Below are 15,932 nucleotides of genomic sequence, written 5' to 3'. Positions count from 1 at the left end.
TGGCAGCGGTGATCCGTTGGCTGGCCGTGTTGCTGCTTCTGCTGCCGTTGGCTGCCGTCGGATCGCAAGCGATCATCGTGCACAGCGATGCCGCAAGTACGACGCCGCGATTGGTATCCGTGGGCATTCCGTTTCCCCCCGGCGCGCTGCGCGATGCAAGGCTGCTGCGCGTGCTCAATGCCGGGGGGGAGGAAATTCCCGCCGCGGTGCAGCCGACCTTGCACTGGGTGGGCGGCGATGCATCCATTCGCGCGGTAAGGGTGCAGTTCTCAAGCGCCCTTGCCAAGGGCGAGACCCGCTTCAGCTTCGACCTTGGCAAACCCCGCGCGAAACAGTTCACGCCAGTTCCCTATGACACTGGCCTTGTCGATGGCGGTCATGGTGTCCGCGTGCCGGCGGTGATCGCCACCCTGGATGCGGCCTGGTTGTGCGATTCGCTGATCGCCGGGCCGCAGCGGGCGGCACGCAGCGGCGAGGCGTACGCTGCTTACGTCGATCGCCAGTTCCAGTGGGCGCGCGCACTTCCCACGGACGATCCGACGGCCTGGCTGTTCGATCGGCCGACCACCCTGTTCAAGGCTTACGTACGCACCGGTCGCGCCGACTACCTCGCCTCGGCTGCCGAGAGCTACCGCTTCTATATGAAGTACATCAAGCGCGACGGCATGGCGATCCATCCATCGTGCGCGGGCGGCTGGACGCTCGGCGGCAAGCCGTGCGACGTGAAGTACGTTTATGTCGAGCCCATCGTGTTGGCGATGGGCCTGTTGGGGGACGATGGCGCCCACGACAGTGCCACCGTGGACAACATGATGGCGTTGTGGGATTCCGGTGGCTGGAACACGCGGCCCGGTCCCTATGAGCGGCCCTCCACTTATTTCACTGAGCGACTGGCAGGGCTTGGCCTGATCGAGACTGTCAGTGGTTATGAACTGACCGGCGACACGCGTTACCTGGAGCAGATACGTGCGCGCGTGGGCTGGCTTGCCGACCACCAGGCAAAGAATCCCGATGGCCTGGGCGATGACGGGTCGTGGCGCAACAGCTGGAACCTGCACGAAAACGACGACTGGAACCCGGCTACCGATGTCCGCGGAACATCGCCGTGGATGAGCGAGAACATCATCGACGGCCTGTGGCATGCCTGGCTTGCCACCAACGATGCACGCATCCCGCCCATGATCGCAGCCTATGGGCACTACCTGGAGCGTTACGGCTGGATCGACGGCGCGATGCTTGTGAATCCGCACGATTGGCGAAATTCCTGTTCAGGACCCGGTGGCCAGATCGCCTGGTACTGGTCGTCCAGCCACGCCACCCAGGCGCAGCTGATGAAGATCCAGGAATCGGAAGGCTGGTACAGCGACGCACATACGGTGGAACTGGCCCTGGCGGTTGCCGCGGCCCGTTACTTCGATGCGGACGCCGCGGACGGCGCGGCCTACGAAAAGCGTTTCCGTGCCATTGGCGGTTCGTACGCCGCCGGGTGTGCGGCGCAGAACGACACGCTTCGCCGCTTCAACTGGAACAACCGGGGCAGCGGCGTGGCCCAGTGGATGATGAGCCAGCCGGCGGGCGCCGGTTTGTCCGGCTCGCCGATGGCCGCGCGGCGGGCTTCGCCATGAACAGGCGGCTGGAAGTACTGCGCAGCGTCACCATCGTTTCGGTGTCCACGTATATCGAATACGCACTGGGCCTGGTGGTAAGCATCTGGATCGCCCGCGCGCTGGGGCCGGCGGACTTCGGCCGCTACGCATTCACCATCTGGCTGTGCGGCTGGCTGATCACTTGCAGCAACCATGCATTGACCACCTCGAGCACCAAGTTCATCGCCGAGGCCGACGGAGCGGGCGCGCGTTCGATCGCAGCGCACATCGCCTGGCGCCTGGGGCGCGTGCAGACCATCAGTTCAGTGGTGGTGATCGGCCTGTTCGTGCTCGGTACCTGGATCACCCGGCCCACCGAGTGGTCCGACCTCTGGCTGCCGGTAACAGCCCTGGTGGCCGTGGCGGTGGTGGCCAAGGCCAACTACGCGATGCTGGTGGCCATCGCCAAGGGTCAGGAGCGGTTCGAACCGGAGGCCATCGCCACGGTGCTGGCGGGCCTGATCGGCGTGGTGCTTATCATCGCGGCCACGTGGCTGCACGCGGGCCTGCTTGCCTTCGTCGCGTTGTTCGCCGTGGCCTGCCTGATGCTGAACCTGTTCAACCGCGTGGCCTATCGCCGCTACTGCAGTCCGCCCGAAGTGGGCGAGGTGCCGGCAACGCTGCGCACGCGGATCAACGTGCATCTTCGCCTGACCGCCGTGCTGGTGCTGCTGGGCTCGCTCAAGGCTGGCACCATTGAGATCTTCCTGCTCAATGCGCTGGCGTCGCCGACGGCGGTGGGATTCTTCGCCATCGCGCAGACGCTCACCCGCGGCGCCGTGCAGCTGTTCTCGGTGGGCCTCACCGCCACCTTGCTGCCGTACATGGCGCGTTCCTACGGCGAACGCGGCCAGGAGCACGCCACACGGTTCCTTTCCGAGGCCACGCGCTTCTACTGGGCGGTGGGCCTTGCCATTGCCGGGATCGGCATGGTCACCACCCCGGGCCTGGTGACGCTGCTGTACGGCCAGAAATATGCGCAGGCCATTCCCGCCATCGAGGCGACGCTGGTGCTGGCCGGCCTGTTGTTGATCGGCAATGGCATTGCCGCTTTCCAGACGGTGGTCGATCGCCAGGCCGACCGTGTGCGCATCACCGTGTTTGCGCTGGCGGCCAATGCCTTGCTGGGCTTGTTGCTGATTCCGTCCTTCGGCCTCGCCGGCGCGGTGCTCACTTATGCCGGCACGCGCGTGACGGAACTTGCCCTTGCCGTGTACTACCTGCGCCGGGCCACGCGCGGCGGCATGCCGCTGGCAGCCATGTCGCGCCTGCTGGCGGTGGCATTGCTTGCCACGGCCCTGGCCTGGCTTGCCGGGGAGGCCACTCCCGGCCGCTTCGGCTTCGTCGTCGGCGGCGCGGTATTCACCTTTGTCTACGTGCCCGCCAGCGTGCTGGTTCGCTATTGGAACAACGACGACATGTTGATGATCGGGGCGATCACGCGGCGGCTGGGGCCACCCGGCCGCTGGCTGATGGCGGTGCTGAAAATGCTGCAAGGGCCAGCGAGGGTATTGCCATGATCTACACCTCTGATGCGCGGCTGCCGCGCCTTGTGCTGGATTCGGCACAGGAACTCTCGGCCATGCATGGCGAGTTGGCCCGCCTGGCGGAAATGCCTGGCGCGGCATCCTCGCCCGTGCAGCACCCGGACTGGCTCGCTTACGAATTGGCAAGCCGCGGCGACCGGGCGCGGGCGCATGTCCTGTTGGCCCGCGACGACCGCGGCCGATTGCTTGGTTACGCGCCGTTCCTGGTCGAAGACCACCACGCACGGATTGCCTTCGGCGACCATCGTCTGGGGGTGTATCGGGGGCGCGTATTGCGCCTGCTCGGTAGCGGGGTGGTGGCCCAGCCGTCATCCCGCGCAGCGGCGGAGGCTGCCATCGCCATGCTGCTGCGGGCCGATCGTGGCGCAAGGGTGTTGCGTATCCAGGAGACGACGCTTCCCAATACCTTCATGCAGGCACTCGCGGGGCCCGGCCGGGGGTTTTCAAGCGTTGCCGCGAACCTGCTCGACCAGGTGAACTGGACGATTGCACCGCAGGCCGATGCCGCCGGCTGGTTGGCCGGCATGGACTCGAAGAAGCGCAACGACCTGACACGCCGTTTACGCAACGTGTACAAGAAGCTCGGCGATGGCGCCCGCCTGCGCGTGTTCACCACGCCTGGGGAGATGGATGAATACTGTGCGTTGATGAACCAGGTGTATGCCCGCAGCTGGCACGCCGACGCCCAGGCGATCGACTGGAACGAGCCTGCCAGGCGTGCGTGCTTCGCCACGCTCGCTTCCAGTGGGCGCATCGTCGGGCACATGTTGCTGCTGGGGGAGCGACCCGTTGCCTACGTGCACGGTTACCGCCTCGGCGGCCGCTACCTGCTCGACGACACCGGATACGACGAGGCCTTCGCGGCGCTGGGTGTGGGTTCGGCGCTGGTGTTCCAGGCCGTGCAGGACCTCATGGCACGCCATCCGGGCGAGACCATCGACTTCGGCTACGGCGACAACCAGTACAAGCGCGTACTGGCCACCGACCAGGCGCATTGCGCGTCGCTGTACCTGGTTCGCGGTCCGGCTGCACGCCTGCGCTTTGCCATGGTCGGGCCCATGCGCGCGGCCTATCGCATGGCGCGCCGGCTACGCCAGAAATAACCTTCAGGCCCGCGCGGCCATCATGCGATGCCGCACCAGGCGGTAGACGGGACCTGCAAAGCGCTTGAGCGGCTTCTTGGTGTTCCATAGCAGCCACTGCCGCATCCTGGCAATACCATCGCCATTGGCCAACGCTACCGCCACCGGCGCGCCCATGCCGCGCCACAGCGCATAGCGGCCGACCACCAGGCAGTCGCCCACCCGATGCGTGCGCACCGTAGGTTCGGAGGTGAAGAGGGTGCGGATGCCGGCCGCCGCCGCCGATGCCGCCACGGCAGGGGAATAGAACCCGCCGGGTATCGAGGCCACGGTTACCGGCGATCCCAAAATGCCTTCCAGTATGCGTACGCTGCTGAGCCACTCCGCGTCCAGCGCCGCGGAAGACAGCCGCGATATTTCCGACGGATGGGTGTGCGAATGGCTGCCCACCACATGGCCGGCGGCATGCAGTTCGCGCAACGCATGGGCATCGATGAAGCCCGGGGTGCCGATGCGCGAGGTGGTGATGAAGAAGTGGCCGCGCATGTCCCGGCGTAGCAGTTCGCGGCCGATGGCACCGGCCGAGGCGCCGCCATCGTCGAAGGTCAAGGCGTAGGGCGTAAGCGCGCCGAAGTCCAGCCGTGTGCGTTCGAGCGCATTCATGTGGCGTGAGAAATCGTCGGTGTCGAGCTTGTACCGGCCGGCCGCGGGGCCGGAAAAGCCGCTGCTGTCGCTGGCGCCGGGCGCCACCACGTCGTGGTACATCAGGGCCACGCGGTGCCCGTCGCGCCTTGCTGCGCGCTTCCAGGCGATATGGCGGCTCAGCCACGGCTGGCCCCAGTCAGCGCCTGCGCGGTGGCCTGTATCCACCGGCTGCGCGAAGCCTGCAACGATCTCCTTGAGCTTCATGGCCACCGCGTCGAGGTTTTCATAGACGGCGCGATACTGGATGCGGGAGTGGCTCTCTGCCCGCTCGTCGAAGGCATAGCTGTAATGCCCGTACACCGGGCCCGTATCCACGCCGGCATCGATCTTGAGCAGGGTCATGCCCACCTTGCCCATGTCGCGGCGTGCCAGTGCCCAGAAGCAGCCATGGGCGTTGCGATATTCCGGGCAGATGCCCGGGTGCATCACGAAGGTGCCGGTGCGAGCCACCGACAGGGTCTTCTTCTTGAGCAACTGTTTGGCGCGCGCGATAACGATGTCGGGCCGGGCCTGGCGAAGGAAGGCGAGCACTGCATCGTCATTGACGTTCGCAGCCTCGATCGTGGGCACGTCGCCGGCCACGCCGTAACGCACGCGCATGGCCTGGACAGTGGCTGCCATCCAGGCCGCATCGCCTCGATGGGCAAGCTTCTGCCACAGGCGCATGGCAGCGACGTCGGCGAAACGGATGGGGCCCACGCGTTTGAGCTCCCGCTTTAAGCGGGCGATCTTCTGCGCACGCGTTTCTTCCAGCACCACGATGCCGGTGAGGGAACTGAACGACGCCAGCCACGCCGCCAGGCCCTCGCGGTCGAAGGTGTCGCCAGCGTGGCAGATAAGCACGCTACGCATGATGTCGGATCGGCATGTGGTGTGGCGCGGGAAGCTCGAAATCGCGCCACTGGTTAGGGTTGCCTTCCTTGCCGGCTTCGGCCGCCTTGACGATGTTGTACATCTCCCGCGCCGTCACGTAGTGCAGGATGTAACGCTTGCCATCGTTGTACTTCGATTCCAGGTGCGCATGCATGGCGTGCACGGCATCGCCCAGCAGCGTATCCATGTCCCGCTCCTGGGTGCCGTGGGTGTGGACCTTGACGAATACCCAGTCGGGCTTTCCCTGCACATGGATGCCGGTATCCACCCATGCGTCAACGCGCGAAGGCGTGGGCGGGCAGGCACGGCGCACATCGGAATTCTCGATGCGGGGAATGATGCCGAAGCGCCGCTCGCGCCAATTCAGCCCGAGCGGGCCCTGGATGATCATCAGGTCGCCCGAGGGCTTGCCACCCACGCGCACCGGCTCACCGGTGTCGTGCGACTTGGGCTTGAGCGGATCATCCGTGGCGTAGTAGATGGTGTTGATGGTGCGGGTCTGGGTTTCGCTGGGTGCGGAGGGCAGGGTGAAGTCGGCGTAGCAGCCCAGTTCGCGCAGCAGCACCAGTTCGTTGTTGATGCCGCACCAGCGTCCGTCGGCACGCGAGTTGTCAAGGCACCAGTTGCCGTGGATGAAGGCGAAGCGCAACTTGCCGGTGACGGGATCGCGCGGCAGGGCGCCATGGCGCTCGTGCAGGAGCTGGTTGAAGCGGTCGATGGTGGCGCGGAAATTCTCCGGCGTGTCGTTGTCGTGGTGCAGGTGGATTTCCAGCTCGCCGAAGCCGTCGGCACACAGGCCCGCGATCTTTTCCAGGTGTTCCTCGACGTATTCCTCTTCCGGGTAGAAGAAGCTGTGTTGCGGATGGCGGCCGTCGGCATCGCGGTGCCGCGAAGCCATGGCGCGGTAATCGGTGCACCAGCGGTCCACGCGGGCGCGCTGGGTGGGCATGTCCACGCGTCCCCAGTTGGGTTCGAAATGGTCGACGAAGGCAAACATCACGTGGGTCGGGCCGTCGCCGCGGGCAGGCTTGCGACGCCGGATATACGAACCCAGCCATACCTGCATGTTGCGCGCGCGGATGGCCCAGGCCACGGCGAGCAAGGCCACCAGGGCAACCACTACCACCAGGGCAAGGATCATCATGGCCATCATGCGACCGTCCGTTCGCCGACGAGGCTCAGCAACTGCTCGGCATTGTTGCGCCACTGCCGTTCGCGCTGGATATAACTGCGCGCGGCCGCGCCCACGCGGCGCCGTTCTTCCTCACGCGTGGCAAGTTCCAGCACGCGCTCGACGCAGGCGGCGGTTTCCCCCCGCGGGAACAGCCATCCCGTGGCGCCGTCGCCGATCACCTCGGCGACGGGTGCGTAATCGGGAGCCACCACGGCCACGCCCATGCCCATGAACTCGAACAACTTCATCGGCGAGCCGTAAAGATTGGAGTCGGGAAGCACCGCGTAGTCCATGCAGGCGATCCAGCTGGCGATCTCGTCGTGCGGGACACGGCCGGGCAGCAGTACGCGATCGGCCAGGCCACGGCCGGCAACGAGCGCGCGCACGGCCGGCAGCGTCTTGCCATCGCCCACGAACACCAGGGCCAGGTCCGGCACCTCGGCCAGGCGCGCGGCGATCGCTTCGACGAAGCCGTCCACGCCATGCCAATGGGCGAACACGCCGATATGGCCGCAGACGATGCGCTGGTCCAGGCCCCGGGCAAGGCGCAGCGCCTGGCGATCGAAACGCGCAGGGTCGAAACGAGCAAGGTCGGCGGCATTGGGCGAGATCACCGACGGAGCGATGTCACCGTGGGCCTTGATCGCCTCGTCGCGGAAATAACTTGAGATGAACACCAGGCCCGTGGCGTTGCGCAGGCACCAACCTTCAATGCGACGCGCCAGCGACTTCAGTTTCAACGGCCGCACGCGATGGACCAGGGCCGAGTCGTTGATTTCCAGTACCAGCGGGATGTTCCGGCGCCGTGCCATCCATACCGTGGCGCACAGGAACAGCGAATAGCGCTCGTAGATCAACGCTGGTTCGTGCGCGGCGATGGCACGCGCCATGCGCGGCACGGTGATGATGTTGTAGCCAAGCTCCAGCAGTTCGAACAGCACGCCGGGAAGCCGTGCGATGAAGGCCGCCAACCGGCCCTGCTTGCCCGGTTCATGCGCCGGTGCCTCGTGCTCGGGGTCCGCGCCGGGGAATGACAGTACGCTTACCCGGTGCCCGAGGTCGCGTAGCGCATGCACGATGCCCCGGATGTGCACGCCCTCGACGTGGCGTCCGCGGGTACGGTGGTGATAGAGGATATTCATGCCTGCACCGGTAGCGGCGCGAAGGTATATCCGCGTTCGAGCCATGCCGGTATCACATCGACCAGCGCGTCCGCCGCCGCGCCGCTGTCGTCATGCATCAGGATGATGTCGCCCGGGGCAGGCGGTGCGTCGAGCAGGCGCGCCACGAGATCGTCGTGACCGGGTTTCTGGTAGTCCATGCTGTCGTACGACCAGTGCACCAGGTTGCGGCGATTCAGGGCGAAATGCCACAGCAGGGCCGGAGCCATGTGCCCCGCGGGCGGACGCATGCGATGGATCGAATGTCCCGTATGGGGTTCGAGAAGTTCGTCGGTCTGGCGGATTTCCTTCAGTCTGCAAGCCTGGGTCATCGGCTTGAACGACCAGTGCGAGTAGGAATGATTGCCCAGCATGTGTCCTTCGGCCGCGATGCGCGCAACGATCTCCGGATGCCGTTCGACCTTCTGCCCGACGACGAAGAAACTCGCCTTGATTCCGTGCGTGGCCAGGACGTCCAGCAGGCGCGGTGTGTGCTGGGGATTCGGGCCGTCATCAAAAGTAAGGTAGAGGGCGCCGCCGTGGCGACGCTGATGCGTCACGACGAGGCTCGGAGGCAGCAGGTCGAGAAAGTCCTGCTTGCGTGGTTTCAATGTCATGCCGAGGCCCCTGCGGAAACGGCGTGGATGGGTGGCAGCGTGGCCAGGATCGATTCGAGCCGGTCGATGTTGTCGTCCCAGCGGAAATGTGACGCGTGCGCGGTGATGGCGGCGGTGTCCCAGTCGCGGCCCAGGGCCTCGAGCAGGGCACCGGACAAGGCCGGCTGCATGCGCGGTTCCACCAGCATGCCGGCAAGTTGCGGCAATACCTCGGGGATGCCGCCGACGTTGGTGGCGACCACCGGCGTACCGCAGGCCATGGCCTCGAGCACCACGTTGGGCACGCCTTCGTTGTGGCTGGGCAGACACAGCACGCTGGCGGCGCGGAACCAGTGGGGAAGATCAGCGTGCGCCACGGCGCCGGCGAATCGTACGTTCTCCAGACAGCCCAGCGCTTGCGCGCGCGCAGCCATCACCGCTTGTTCGCGGCCCTCGCCCACATAGACAAGCAGCGTGTCGGGCCGCTGCGAAAGCACGGCCGGGAATGCTTCGAGAAGGTCGTTGCAACCCTTGGTGTCCTTCAGATTGCCCACGAACAGCACCAACGGAATGCCGGCGGGAAGCGAAAGATGCTCACGGGCCGTCTCGCGCTGGCCAGGCCGGAACAATTCGCCATCCACGCCGTTGTAGAGCACGTGGGTGCTCGATGCATCGGCGCCAAGCTCACGCGCCTTGTCCGCGAGCGCGCCGCTGACCGTGATCACGGCGCCGGCGCCGTGGAGCGCCGAGCGGATCTGCTTGCGCCGCATGGCGTGGTTGGCCTGCACGTTGAGATCGCTCCCATGCAGTTTCACCGCATAGGGAATACCCAGGTGGCGCGCCAGCACACTTGCACCCACGGCATCCGGATAACCCCAGCTGGCAAGCACGGCGTCGTACCGCGCGCGGCGGATCGCCCGACCCTTCTGCAGTTCCAGGCTCGCCCACCAGCACGCTGCATGCAATGCGCGACCGATGCGCGGCGGGTAGAAAAAAGTGAAATAGTCGCAGCGCAGCCCCGGCACGCCGGCGAAGGGCTGGCGTTTGCCCATGCGCTGGCGGAAGTCGACCGCAGTGATGACATCCACCTCGTGCCGCCGGCCCAGGCGTTCGAACTGTTGGCGGTTGAAGGTGCCGCGCAGCGGATCCCAGGGCGTGGGGAACAGGTTGGTCAATACCAGGATCTTCATACCGTAAGGCCGTTGCCGCCGTCGTAGAGTCGGGCATAGTGCAAGGCCATGGCTTCGAGCGAACCATTGGCCTGTACCCACGTGCGCGCAGCCTCGCCAAGGCCCCGTGCCTGGCGCGGCTCGCGCAGCATGGCAAGCATCGCGTCAGCGAGTTTGGGCGCGTTGCCCGCCGGCACCAGGCGGCCGGTCTGGCCGTCGTGCACGATCTCGCGGTTGCCGCCGACGTCAGTGGCAAGGATCGGCAGGCCCGTGGCGCTGGCTTCCAGCAACGCCATGGAATAGCCCTCGCTGGTCGATGACAGCACGAACAGGTCCAGGCCCTGCAGCAGTTCGTGCACGTCGTTGCGGTCACCCAGGAAATGCACGCTGCCGGCCACGCCCTCGTCGAAGGCCAGCATGCGAAGGTCTTCGCGCAATTCGCCGTCGCCGATCAGCACAAGCGCCGTATCGGTCTTGCGCCGGTGCACGCGGGCGAAGGCGCGGATCAGGTTCACCTGGTCCTTGGCCCAGTTAAGGCGCCCCACCGTGCCCACCATCTGCGTGCGCTGCGGCACGTTGAGCATCCGCGTCAGGCGCTCGTGCATCGAATCGGAGGCCGGGGCGAAGGCATCCACGCGGATGCCATTGGTGACCACGCGGAAGTTTCTCGGCGGCACGATGCCGCGGGCCACCGCGTCGCTGCGCGCGGCCTCGCAAACGGCCACCACGGCATTGGTACGCGCCAGCGCCCGGCGGTAAAGCCATTCGCGGCGCGCGGCGCGGCGATTGCCGCCCATGCCGTGGCGTGTGTTGATCACCTTGCCGATGCGAAGGCCCCAGGTGGCCAGCACCGCCTGGTAGTGGGCCACGGCGTTGTGCGTATGCAGGATATCGGTGTCGTGTTCGCGCACGTAGTGGCGCGCACGCTTGAGCGCGCGAAGATCCAGGCCGTTGCGCTTGCCGCAGGCATATACCGGGATGTCGTGGGCGGCGAGTTCGGAAGCTAGTGTGCCTTCGTCGTACAGGCACACCACCTGGCAGGCATGGCCTTGCGCCTGCTGCAGCTTCACCAGCTCCAGCACCATCCGCTCCAGGCCACCACGGTTGAGGTTCTCGACGAAGTGCGTGATGTTCATGGCATGCAGTCCAGCTCGCAAATGGTCACCCGGTGCTTGCCGCTGGCGGTGAGCGGGATATCCGGGACAAAGCGGCAATCCACCGTGACGCTGTCGCCCAGCACCTTGGCTACTTCGCGGCGGATGTAGGCCACCGAGGCATCGTTGAATTCTTCTCCGCGCACGATGGAAAGTTCCAGGCGTTCAAGTTCACGCTGCACCAGCTGGAAACGCAGCAGGCCCGGGACGTCCTTGAGCATGTGCGGGAAGAATTCCCCGGGCAGGCGATGGCCGTTGGCGGTGATGATGGCGTCGAGCACGCGGCCATCGACGCTGTCGAGCATCGGCAGGCAGCGGCCACAGGCACATACGCGCGTGCTCATGGTGGCCATGTCGCCGTTGGCATAGCGGATGAAGGGGAAGCCATAGTTGAAGAGATCGGTCACCACCACTTCGCCCGAGCATCCCAGCCGCGTGGGCCGCTCACTGGAGCGCAGTTCCAGCACCAGGTGGTCGGCATTGACATGCAGCCCCTGCCGCTCTTCGCATTCGCTGGCCACCAGCATGAATTCCCGGCAGCCGTAGGTGTTGTAGGCCGGGCAACCGAAGGCCTCCTGGATCACTTCCCGCTGGAATCCGTGCAGGGCTTCGGCACCGCCGATCACCGCCGACGGACGCCAGACGGTGCGCTTGTTGTCGACGATCCATCGGGCCAGGCGTACCAGCGGGCCGACGTAGCCGACGATGACCTGCGGCCGGTAGCGGTCGATCGCCTCGGCGTATTCGTGGAGGTTTGCCTCGGTCATGTGGAAGCTGTCGAGGATCTTGCGCGCGAAGGCGGCGTTGTACAGGCGATCCTTCCACTGCTTCGATCGCGTGGGGTCGCCCACCGCGCCGCCCCAGAGGTAAAGCGTGCGGCGGCCCATGCGTGCACCTGCCCAGCCGTAACCGCGCCACATCACCGCGGCGCGACGGTCGTTGCTTTCGCGCGTGTAGCCGAAGCGAAGCGGGTCGCCGGTGGAGCCGCCGGTGGCCTTGAACAACAATTCCCCGCGCATGGAGTCCGCCTGGAGGCCGGAAAAATTCGCGCGAATGTCGTCCTTGCGCAGCACCGGGAGCTGGGCGAAGTCTTCCAGGTCGCGCATGCCCCGCGGTGAGAAACCGATCTTGCGCCATTGCTCGCGATAGTAGGGAACGTCGCGTTCGCAGTGCTCGAGCAGGCGCCGCAGGCGGTCCAGTTGCAACCCGGCAAGTTCATCAGCGGAGAGCCACTGGTCGTGCCGGTAGGCCGCCAGGTGTTCGAGCGTGCGGCGGCCGCGAAGGCCAGCTTCGTAGGCCGGATACAGCACGCGCTGGAAGGCATGTTCGTAGAAGGCGGTCATGTGGTGCGCAACAACACGGCAACGAGGAGGAACAGGGCGGCGATGCTGCCCATGGAAATGGGGACCCAGCGCCAGCCCCCGCGCGAGAACTTCAGTTCCGGAAGCTCCGGGAAGCGCTCGCGGGCGCCCATGTAGGCGCCGGTGGCCATGGCGGCGAAGAAATACAGCACGATCATGTAGCTGCGGCTAAGGAAGAAGGCGCAGGTGAACAATCCCAACAACGCCAGCAGCAAGGCCAGGGCAGTTATCCGCTCGTCATGCCATCGCCGCGCGAGCGCTGCGTCGCCGCCCGCATCGAACTTGTGGCGCAGGATATTGGCGAGCATCCAGAAGGTGTAGCCCACGAACGCCAGCCACAGAAGGAAGCCGGCGAAGCCGGTTTCGGCCAGCACCAGCACGAAGGAGTTGTGCGCGGTAAGGTCGTTGTACTCGGTGAAGTTGCCCGCGCCCACGCCGAAGGTCGGGTGCGACATGAACATGTGCAGTCCCGAGTACCAGGCATCCACACGACCAGAGGCTGATTCTTCTTCGGCATCGAGCTCGCCCATGCGCGAGGACACCAGCTTCATGCAGGCCAGGCCCGCCACCCCGAGCACACTTGCCGTGACCACGCCGCGCCGGTACCACACGTAGCTTCCGGCCACCATCAGCACCGCCAGCATCGCGCCGCGGGAGTTGGTCAGGTACACGCCGTAGAGAATGAGCAGCATCCCGGAAAGCCAGAACAGCTTGCCGATGAACTTCGATCGCATGGCCAGGTATGCGGCCAGCGGCACCGTCGCTGCAAACAGCAGGCCCAGGTCGTTCGGATCGTTGAAGATGCCCACGTACTGGATGCGGCCGTCTTCGCCGATGGGGATGCCGGTCCAGCCCATGCCGGTCTTGGCCTGGCCCACGCCATGCATGGCCAGCACCATCGAACAGACCACGAGGGTGGCCATGGTGAGGGTGAGGCGGCGCGGCGAGGTACAGGCGGTGGCCAGGATGTAGAACGCGATCACCGTCGGGCCGAACTTGGCCAGCTCGTCGATCGCACCGCCGCTCCAGCCATTGGTGACCTGGGAGATCATCAGCACCAGCATGAAGGCCGGCAGGATGAAGAATTGCGGCGCGGCGAAGCTCTTCTTGCCCACCGCCCACGCGCCGAAGGCCAGCACCAGCACTGCAGGCAGCAGCGGCACGCCTTCGAGCCCCGGGACATAATCCTGGGGACGGATGACGGTGAGCACCACGTAAAGGAGGATCAGGACGAACATGCGGGCTCGGCCTCGCGTTCGATCTCCCGGTGTTGCGTGGGATAGCTCATCAGGCTCGGCAATGCCAGCATCGCGGCGAACCAGCCCGGGCCCATGTTGCGCTCTACCGGCAGGCGGTGCAGGGCGTAACGGTTGGAGGCGGGATTCGGATTGGTGCCGCAGATGTAGCAGACCGCGGCGTCGAAACCCGCCTCCCGGGTGGCATCCATCACCGTACGGTCGTAGGCGCGGTCGCCACCCACCGGATAGGACATCACCACGGTATCGGCGCCGATCTCGCGATCGAGCGTAGCCTTCGATTCGCGTACCTCTCGCACCATGGCATCGGGGGACATCTTGGCCAGCATGCGGTGGTGCACGCCATGCGATCCGATCTCGAGCCCGGCGGCGGCCATCTGGCGCAATTGGTCCCAGCTCATCGGCCGGCAGTCGTCGGGCGTATGGTCGCAGGGTAGGTTCCACTCGCGTTCAAGCCGCGCGATCAACGCCTCCTGCGCGAAGGCATCGATGTTCTTCATCTGCAGCAGCACATTGCCGCCCAGTTCGCGGCGCCGGGCGCGTTCGGCGGGCATGGGCACGTCGATGCCCAGTTCCGGCAGGTCAAGCCGCGGGGCGTGCGTGAGCAGGATCATGTGCATCAGCCAGTCGTAACCGAATGGCCTGCCGGTATCGATGTGGCCGGTGGAGACGAAGAAGGTGGCCGGTATGCCCAGGTCCTTCAGGATGGGATAGGCGTAGCGGTAGTTGTCGTCGTAACCGTCGTCGAAGGTGATGGCCACGGCATTGGGTGGCAGCGACTGGCCGGCGTCCATCGCCGCCACCACATCGGTCAACCGCATCGGCCGGAAGTGGCGCTTGATGCGCGACATCTGTTCGTGGAAGCGCTCAGGCGTGGCGCTGATCAACTCCAGGTCGAATTCATAGGTGTCCGGATCGGGAACGGGCATGATCCGGTGATAGGCCAGGATGCGCAGTTCCTTCTGCAGCATGGCGCGCATGGCCTGCAGCGGCGGCAGCAGGCCGCTGGAGTAACACATCTCGCCGATCCTGCCGCGGATGCCGGTTGCCCGGCCGTCGCCTTCCACCTGGCTTACCATAAATGCAATCCCCGTTTCCGGGCGAAGGCAAAAAGTGCCTGCGCCGCGAATAGATTGAGGTAATAGAAGGCCAGCGCCAATCGCACGGGCAGCCATCGGCCAAATGGGGGAAGCAGCTTGCCGGCGGCGACCATCAGCGCGGCTGCCACCAATCCGGAGAACATCAGCGCATACAGCGGGCTGCGCGTGAAGAGCGCCGCCGTGGACAGCGTCAACAGCAGCACCAGCCAGGGTGCGGCCAGGCGCAAAAGCTTGTGGCTGACAAAACGAAACCACAGCGGGTTGCGCCACGGCGACAGTAGCCATGGCGCCAATTGCGCCAGCTGGTAATTCCCGGCGAGGGTGCGGATCTTGCGCCGGCTCTCAGCGACCGGCTCCTGCGACGGCTGGTCCCAGGCCAGGGCCTTCGGTTCGAACACCACGCGATAACCGTGGGCCGCCACCTGCATGGGCACCAGCACGTCGTCGAGCACCGTGCCCTGGGGCAGGCCTTCCCAAAGGTCGCGTCGCATGGCGTAGATCGCGCCACTGACGCCAATGGTGGAACCGGACTGGCTCTCCGACTGGCGGATCAGTTTTTCGTAGCGCCAATAGGCATCCACGCCCTTGGCAAAGCCCGTGCGCACGTTTTCAAGATGCAGTTCGCCGCCCACCGCGCCCACTCGGCCGTCGGCGAGGTTGGCCACCAGCTCGCGCAGGGCCATGGGGGAGAGTTTCTGGCGGACGTCGGTAAGCAACAGCACGTCGCCGGTGGCCGCGGCCACGGCATCGTTCAGGCAGGCGGCCTTGCCGCGGCGCACGTCGAATTTCAGCAACCTTACCCGCGGATCCCGGCAATGCCGTACCAGCGCCGGGGTGACATCCGTGCAGCCATCGCAGGCCACGATGATCTCCACCAGGTGCGCCGGATAGTCCAGGGCAGCAAGATTACGCAGCTTGCCGCGGATATAGCGATTGCCATCGTGCACGGCGATCACCACCGATACCGTGGGCGTGACCGGCTGTTTGTCGACCGGACGTGGATGCAGGATGGCCTGCATCCACACCAGCAGCGGATAGCCCACGAAGATATGCGCCAGCAGGAAAAAGCTGCCCCAGCAGGCGAGCCATGCGATCATCGTCATGTGTGC

General features: G+C 65.8%; 13 protein-coding genes. 3 read left to right on the top strand and 10 right to left on the bottom strand.

All coding sequences use genetic code 11. From position 1 onward, the window contains the following. Window positions 1-8: 8 nt before the first annotated feature. From NDK18_RS04765 to NDK18_RS04755, 3 genes are read left to right on the top strand one after another with little or no spacing between them, the layout of a single operon-like run. Window positions 9-1,625 carry an AGE family epimerase/isomerase gene (locus tag NDK18_RS04765; protein WP_250627223.1) on the top strand — a complete coding sequence of 539 codons (1,617 nt, stop codon included), beginning with the start codon at window positions 9-11 and terminating at the stop codon, window positions 1,623-1,625. After that, window positions 1,622-3,166, top strand: coding sequence for an oligosaccharide flippase family protein (locus NDK18_RS04760; RefSeq protein ID WP_250625459.1), 1,545 nt, complete (start codon window positions 1,622-1,624; stop codon window positions 3,164-3,166). The genes NDK18_RS04765 and NDK18_RS04760 overlap by 4 nt, the downstream gene beginning before the upstream one ends. Continuing rightward, window positions 3,163-4,296 carry a GNAT family N-acetyltransferase gene (locus tag NDK18_RS04755; RefSeq protein ID WP_250627222.1) on the top strand — a complete coding sequence of 378 codons (1,134 nt, stop codon included), beginning with the start codon at window positions 3,163-3,165 and terminating at the stop codon, window positions 4,294-4,296. Before NDK18_RS04760 ends, NDK18_RS04755 begins: the two co-directional genes overlap by 4 nt. A 3-nt stretch (window positions 4,297-4,299) precedes the next feature. Here the strand turns inward: NDK18_RS04755 and NDK18_RS04750 are convergent, their stop codons facing one another. Genes NDK18_RS04750 through NDK18_RS04705 form a run of 10 tightly spaced genes read right to left on the bottom strand, consistent with a single transcriptional unit; the run spans window position 4,300 to window position 15,926 of the window. Next, on the bottom strand, window positions 4,300-5,832 hold the full coding sequence (locus tag NDK18_RS04750) for a polysaccharide deacetylase family protein (protein WP_250627221.1): 1,533 nt from the start codon (window positions 5,830-5,832) through the stop codon (window positions 4,300-4,302). Beyond that, window positions 5,825-7,006 (bottom strand): hypothetical protein, encoded by a 1,182-nt coding sequence (locus NDK18_RS04745; RefSeq protein ID WP_250627220.1) that lies wholly within the window; start codon window positions 7,004-7,006, stop codon window positions 5,825-5,827. Before NDK18_RS04745 ends, NDK18_RS04750 begins: the two co-directional genes overlap by 8 nt. Continuing rightward, window positions 7,003-8,169, bottom strand: a complete 1,167-nt coding sequence (locus tag NDK18_RS04740) for a glycosyltransferase family 4 protein (protein ID WP_250625463.1) — start codon at window positions 8,167-8,169, stop codon at window positions 7,003-7,005. The genes NDK18_RS04745 and NDK18_RS04740 overlap by 4 nt, the downstream gene beginning before the upstream one ends. Beyond that, window positions 8,166-8,804, bottom strand: coding sequence for a polysaccharide deacetylase family protein (locus NDK18_RS04735; RefSeq protein ID WP_250625464.1), 639 nt, complete (start codon window positions 8,802-8,804; stop codon window positions 8,166-8,168). The genes NDK18_RS04740 and NDK18_RS04735 overlap by 4 nt, the downstream gene beginning before the upstream one ends. After that, entirely contained in the window at window positions 8,801-9,973 is a 1,173-nt protein-coding gene (locus NDK18_RS04730; protein WP_250627219.1) for a glycosyltransferase family 4 protein, read from the bottom strand. Before NDK18_RS04730 ends, NDK18_RS04735 begins: the two co-directional genes overlap by 4 nt. Then, window positions 9,970-11,088 (bottom strand): glycosyltransferase, encoded by a 1,119-nt coding sequence (locus tag NDK18_RS04725; RefSeq protein WP_250627218.1) that lies wholly within the window; start codon window positions 11,086-11,088, stop codon window positions 9,970-9,972. The genes NDK18_RS04730 and NDK18_RS04725 overlap by 4 nt, the downstream gene beginning before the upstream one ends. Then, window positions 11,085-12,449, bottom strand: coding sequence for a phenylacetate--CoA ligase family protein (locus NDK18_RS04720; protein WP_250625467.1), 1,365 nt, complete (start codon window positions 12,447-12,449; stop codon window positions 11,085-11,087). Before NDK18_RS04720 ends, NDK18_RS04725 begins: the two co-directional genes overlap by 4 nt. Then, window positions 12,446-13,705: an O-antigen ligase family protein gene (locus NDK18_RS04715; RefSeq protein WP_250625468.1), complete on the bottom strand. Its 1,260-nt coding sequence runs from the start codon at window positions 13,703-13,705 to the stop codon at window positions 12,446-12,448. Before NDK18_RS04715 ends, NDK18_RS04720 begins: the two co-directional genes overlap by 4 nt. After that, window positions 13,693-14,802: a polysaccharide deacetylase family protein gene (locus NDK18_RS04710; protein ID WP_250625469.1), complete on the bottom strand. Its 1,110-nt coding sequence runs from the start codon at window positions 14,800-14,802 to the stop codon at window positions 13,693-13,695. Before NDK18_RS04710 ends, NDK18_RS04715 begins: the two co-directional genes overlap by 13 nt. Next, a complete protein-coding gene (locus tag NDK18_RS04705) occupies window positions 14,796-15,926 on the bottom strand; it encodes a glycosyltransferase family 2 protein (RefSeq protein ID WP_250625470.1) in 1,131 nt (376 codons plus the stop codon). Before NDK18_RS04705 ends, NDK18_RS04710 begins: the two co-directional genes overlap by 7 nt. Between the last annotated feature and the right edge of the window lie 6 nt (window positions 15,927-15,932).

The sequence above is a fragment of the Pinirhizobacter soli genome, assembly GCF_015905305.1.
GTDB lineage: Bacteria > Pseudomonadota > Gammaproteobacteria > Xanthomonadales > Rhodanobacteraceae > Pinirhizobacter > Pinirhizobacter soli.
The sequence above is the reverse complement of the archived record's forward strand: the minus strand, read 5'-3'. Positions and strand labels throughout refer to the sequence as shown.